Genomic DNA, 3,516 nt, shown 5'->3' on the forward strand with positions numbered 1-3,516 from the left:
GCTAGGCGATCTCCGAGTCGGCCGGCTGCGGTGCCCGCGCGGCCATGGCAATCCGCTCCAGCGCTGCCGCGTGGGCCAGAAACGCCTTCCGGCCGTGCGGGGTGAGCCGTGCCAAGGTGCGTCGCGCGCCCGCCCCTGGCTGCTTGCGTACCTCGAGGTAGCCTTCGGCGGCGAGTGCGGAGAGCTGCTTGGACAGGGCCGAGTCGCTCGTGCCGACCGAGTCCCGGATGAAGCCGAACTCCGTCCAGCTCGCGGGTGCCAGCAGCGCGACGATCGTCAACCGCGCGGGGACGTGCAGGAACTCGTCGAAGTCGGGGTCCATCAGTTCTACCGGCCCGCCTGCTGCCGTATCAGCGCCCCGGCGCCCCGGCAGGCACGAATGGCCACCGGCAGGCAGACCACTGATCCGACAGCGGCCGCGACCAGGTGCGGGGCCGGCAATCCGCCCGCCCGAGCGGCCGCCGCCAAGCCCTGGAGTACCGCTACGAGGAGGATCCCGGAAGCGACCCCTCCGAGCAGCTCGCCGGAACTGGGCTTGCGGAGGACCGGTGCCCGGCGCACATAGACGAACGCCAGCAACGCCAGCAGCATGACCACCGGGAACAGCATCGCGCCGCCCCACGGATTGGGCAGGTCGTACGAGGCGTAGGAGAGGAGCACGACCAACGCCAGGACACCCAGGTAGAAGGGGGACGAGCTGTGCCGCGCCTCTGCGGCGCGGGACTGCTCATGCCGCTTCCGGATGTCGTCGAGCGCCGCCTGCGCGTCGTCCGGAGTCATCAACCTTCCACCTCTCCCCACCAGTTGTACTTTCCTCCAAGGAAAGTACTCGGTTCTTTCCTGTCAGGCAAGTACCTGGCGATCGCCAACCCCGACCTGGTGGACCGGCGGCGCGCGGACCCGGCCGAGAACGAGCCGGATCCCCGGACCGTCTGCACCGGCGTGCCGCCGGCTACACCGACTGTCCGCCGATCTCCACCCGCCCGCCGTCAGGAGAGCTGGTGGCCGTCCTGGTCGCGCTCGCGGGGCAGATGACGAGGAGGCAGCTCTCGACGCGTACGGCGTCGATGACCGGGCCGTAGACGCTCGGCGTACTGCTGGCGAACCGGATGGTGGTCGAGCCGGAGAGCAGGTTGGTGAAGTACGCCGTCCGGTACACGAATCCCATCTCGGACGGCGTCCGACCGGTGGTGTCGAAGGTGAAGCTGTCGATGGTGTGGCCGTTGGCGGTGACCGTGCCGGTGGTGAGCAGGGGTCCGCCGTCGGGGTTACCGGCCAGGGCGTACCGGATCCGGTAGGTGGTGAGCAGGGTGGTCGGCACGCTACGGGCGACCGCGCCCGGGCTGCTGCCGTTGAGGTCGAGTGACTGGTCGCCCTCCGCGTCCTGCCAGTCCTGGGTCAGGTCGACGGTGCCGGTGGTGACGGTCCACGGGCCGAGCTGCTGCCCGGCGGAGTAGGTCACGAAGTCGGCGAAGATGACCGGCTCCTCGAAGCCGTCGGCGAAGACGACGGCGGCGTTGGCGGGACTCGGGGTGAGGAGAGCCAGCAGGGCGGTCAGGCCCACCGCCAGGCTCGCGCCGATCGACGTACGACGGGCACGCGGGTACGTCCTTGTATTGCCCGGCCGTGCCGTCTGGTGTCGCAAGTGGCCCGCCCCGGACCAGGGGAGAGTGGTCCGGGGCGGGCCAGGGGTGATGAGGCGGGTCAGCGGCGCCGGGGCACCCAATAGAGCAGTTGACCGGCGATCAGCGCGGGGTGCGTGTCGGGAAGGGCTTGCAGCGCGCGGGCGAGGTGGGCGGCGAGGTACATCATCAGCCCCACCCGGTCACCCCGGAAGCCGACCAGCAGGGCCAGCCGGGCCGCCGCGCACGGCCAGGGGTCCCGACAGGTCTGACACTGGTACGACTGCGCCGGGCTGTGCCGGCCGGCCGGGTAGCGCCGCGCATTCCTTCGTACGGCCCGGTACCAGCGCTCCTGCGGACCGATCACGGGTCACGCCCGAGCGGTGCTGTGCCGGGCGTGCTGCTGTGCCGGGGTCAAACTGCCTGCGCGGCCGTTGGCGTGGGCGGGTCCGTCCCAGCCGTGGCGACGGTTGGTCGTCCTGGTGCGGGGTGTGTTCGTCCGGGTCGGCGCGGACGCCGCCGCGCGGACCGTCGCTCGGTATTCCACGCGGGTCGGCGGTGGTGGTGGCGGTGGCTGGTAGGGCATCGGCACCAGCTCGACCGAGTCCGGGCAGCGCCACCGAAAGCCACACCGGCAGTACCGCCAGAGTCGGCGCCAGTCCCGGCGGTGATAGGGCTTGAATCTGCGCCAGAATTTCATGATCGATGCCTTCCGTCCGGGGATTTGGACGGGGCGGCGCCAGGCTCCGAACATTGGCACCGCCCCGTGGGCACTCACCCGGATTGGAAGGTCACGGGGGCGGGCGAGTGCCTGAATTCCACCCTGGACCGTGGCCCCATTACGGCGGAAGATGCTGGTCGGGCACGGGAAAGCCGCAGGTAAGCCAGCGAAAATGACCATGAGCGCCGGAGTGATTTGGGGGACGTGAAAGCCTATGTCTGCGAGCGAGTATCTGGTAAAGGACCTTCGCCGGACCCGGGAACTTCTCGGCCTGACCCAAGACGCGTGGGGCGAGCGGATCCACTTCTCCGCAAAGCACGTCGGTGCGGTGGAACGAGGCGAGCGGCCAGCCCTCCCGGACTATCTGACAGCGGTCGACCGCGCGTTCGGGACCACGTTCATGCAGTTCTACCGGATGTTCGTGCAGGGGGAACTCGTACCGGTCTGGTATCGACCCTTCGTAGAACACGAGGGCCGTGCGAGCCTGCTCAGGGTCTATCACCCGCTGGTAGTGCCAGGCATCCTCCAGACCGAGGCGTACGCCCGGGCTGTCCTGGTGGGGCGCCGCTTCCAACCGGACACTGTGGACGGCATCGTGGCGACGCGGCTCGGTCGACAGGAAATCCTGTACCGCCGGCCCGACCCCTGCCAGTTGGTTGCTGTGGTGGACGAAGGAGTCCTGCACCGCCGGGTGGGAAATGCGGCGGTGATGCGCGACCAGTTGAAAGCCCTGGTGGCAGCATGTGACCACCCGAACGTGCGGGTGCAGGTCGTTCCGTTCGAGGCCGGCGCCTACGTGGGGCTGGACGGTCCGCTGGCGATCGCCACCGTGGATGGCCGGTCGGTCGGCTTCCTGGAAGGGCACCTGGAGGGTCGCGTCATCGAGAGCCCGGACGCCACGAAGGATCTTGAAGGCGCATGGGAGGCTATCCGGGACTACGCTTTGCCCAGTAACCAGAGCCTCGAACTGATCATGAGGACGGCCGAGAAATGGACGTGAACAGCGCCCCGACCTGGCACAAGTCGACGCGCAGCGACAGTACAAACTGTATCGAGGTGGCCGACAACCTTCCCGACCGGGTCCTCGTACGGGACAGCAAGGACCGGCGCGGGCCGGTCCTGACCTTCAGCCCTCAACAGTGGCGTGGCTTCGTAGACCTGGCCAAGCGTCAC

General features: G+C 69.1%; 6 protein-coding genes. 2 read left to right on the plus strand and 4 right to left on the minus strand.

The window, feature by feature from the left end; genetic code table 11:
• Position 1 precedes the first annotated feature (1 nt).
• The 4 genes from AAH979_RS42650 to AAH979_RS42665 all read right to left on the minus strand — a co-directional run bounded on the left by AAH979_RS42650 (position 2) and on the right by AAH979_RS42665 (position 1,989).
• Entirely contained in the window at positions 2–322 is a 321-nt protein-coding gene (locus AAH979_RS42650) for a transcriptional regulator (protein WP_346263809.1), read from the minus strand.
• A gap of 5 nt (positions 323–327) precedes the next feature.
• Positions 328–780: a hypothetical protein gene (locus AAH979_RS42655; RefSeq protein ID WP_346263810.1), complete on the minus strand. Its 453-nt coding sequence runs from the start codon at positions 778–780 to the stop codon at positions 328–330.
• A gap of 172 nt (positions 781–952) precedes the next feature.
• Complete coding sequence (locus AAH979_RS42660; RefSeq protein ID WP_346263811.1) at positions 953–1,564, minus strand: DUF642 domain-containing protein; 612 nt, start codon at positions 1,562–1,564, stop codon at positions 953–955.
• Between the two features lie 140 nt (positions 1,565–1,704).
• Positions 1,705–1,989, minus strand: a complete 285-nt coding sequence (locus tag AAH979_RS42665; protein WP_346263812.1) for a flavin reductase — start codon at positions 1,987–1,989, stop codon at positions 1,705–1,707.
• 568 nt (positions 1,990–2,557) lie between these two features.
• Here AAH979_RS42665 and AAH979_RS42670 point away from each other — a divergent pair.
• Both AAH979_RS42670 and AAH979_RS42675 read left to right on the plus strand, forming a co-directional pair.
• Complete coding sequence (locus tag AAH979_RS42670; protein WP_346263813.1) at positions 2,558–3,343, plus strand: helix-turn-helix transcriptional regulator; 786 nt, start codon at positions 2,558–2,560, stop codon at positions 3,341–3,343.
• The coding region (locus tag AAH979_RS42675) for a DUF397 domain-containing protein (protein ID WP_346263814.1) at positions 3,334–3,516 on the plus strand (183 nt) is incomplete at its 3' end. The genes AAH979_RS42670 and AAH979_RS42675, both read left to right, overlap by 10 nt.

The organism is Plantactinospora sp. ZYX-F-223, assembly GCF_039649625.1.
Lineage (GTDB): Bacteria > Actinomycetota > Actinomycetes > Mycobacteriales > Micromonosporaceae > Plantactinospora.

Bases quoted from the DNA above. Each gene is read 5' to 3' on its own strand.
- AAH979_RS42650 (WP_346263809.1), bottom strand. From the start codon at position 322: ATGGACCCCGACTTCGACGAGTTCCTGCACGTCCCCGCGCGGTTGACG.
- AAH979_RS42670 (WP_346263813.1), top strand. From the start codon at position 2,558: ATGTCTGCGAGCGAGTATCTGGTAAAGGACCTTCGCCGGACCCGGGAA.
- AAH979_RS42655 (WP_346263810.1), bottom strand. From the start codon at position 780: ATGACTCCGGACGACGCGCAGGCGGCGCTCGACGACATCCGGAAGCGG.